General features: G+C 69.2%; 1 protein-coding gene. It reads right to left on the minus strand.

The genetic code is table 11. The features are described from left to right. A partial coding sequence (locus CUJ86_RS11940) for a hypothetical protein (protein ID WP_165394913.1) occupies nucleotides 1–289 on the minus strand: 289 nt, incomplete at both ends.

Here is a 289-nt window from a genome sequence, read left to right on the forward strand (position 1 = left end):
GCTCGCCGGACTCTTCGTCTCGGCCTGGATCGGCGAGCAGCGCCGAGAGGAGCAGGAGGATGCCGGCGACGGCGGCGAACGGGATGCCGATGATGGTGATCGCCAGAATGAGGAGGATGACCGCCCCGCCGTCGCCGGCATCCTCCTGCTCCTCTCGGCGCTGCTCGCCGGACTCTTCGTCTCGGCCTGGATCGGCGAGCAGCGCCGAGAGGAGCAGGAGGATGCCGGCGACGGCGGCGAACGGGATGCCGATGATGGTGATCGCCAGAATGAGGAGGATGACCGCCCC

Source organism: Methanofollis fontis (assembly GCF_004297185.1).
Classification (GTDB): Archaea; Halobacteriota; Methanomicrobia; order Methanomicrobiales; family Methanofollaceae; genus Methanofollis; species Methanofollis fontis.